This window comes from Actinocorallia lasiicapitis (assembly GCF_054778695.1).
The window spans coordinates 1-796 of record NZ_BAAGZI010000837.1; the positions used below are offsets into that span (position 1 = coordinate 1).

At 75.6% G+C, this 796-nt stretch carries 1 protein-coding gene; it reads left to right on the forward strand.

From position 1 onward, the window contains the following. Positions 1-796: TerD family protein (locus tag ACYVE7_RS34975; protein ID WP_460370959.1), on the forward strand; the 796-nt coding region annotated here is incomplete at both ends.

Consider the following 796-nt stretch of genomic DNA (forward strand, 5'->3'; position numbering starts at 1 on the left):
GCCGGTGGGGGCCGCGCTGGTCGACGAAGGGCTGGCGGATCTGGTCGCGCCGGTCAGCGAGCGCGACTCCGCGGCCGGTGTCCCGTCGATGGCGCGGGGCGGGACGGTGCCGCTGCCGCGCGGACGGCTCCGGCTGTACACGCACTGGGCGGAACGGGCGGAACCCGTCGACCTGGACCTGGCCGTCGCCGTCTACGACGAGAGCTGGGCGTTCGTCGGGGTCTGCGACTACACCCGGCTGCGGCTGGGCTCCGGGGCGGCCGTCCACTCCGGCGACCTCGCGTCGGGGACCGCGCCGCTCGGCGGCACCGAGTTCGTCGACCTCGACCAGCGTGAGCTGCGGATGCTCGGCGGACGGTACGCGGTGCCCGTCGTCCTGTCCCATCGGGGGATCCCGTTCGACCGGCTCGGACGGGCCGAGACCGGGCTGATGGTCGCACCCGCCCGGCTGTTCGACCCGCAGGCCGTGGAGCACTGGTCGGTGCTGACCGGCCGGGGCACCGTGTTCGTCCCGTTCGTCATCGATCTGTGGCGGCGGCGGATGCGCCGCGCCGACCTCAGCCTGCCCGTCGCCGGGGACCGGCTGAACGTCCACACCCTCAGCCTGCGGCTGGGACGGCTCGCCCAGGCCTTCGAGGACGTCCACGGCACGGCCGGCCGGGTCACCCTGTTCGAACTGGCCTGCTGGCACGCGGGCGGGCGGTCCGCCGCGGTGACGGTCCGCCGCAGGGACGGGAGGCTCGCCCACTACGCCAAGGCAGCGGGGGAGGACCCCGCCGCCTTCACCGCCCGGCTG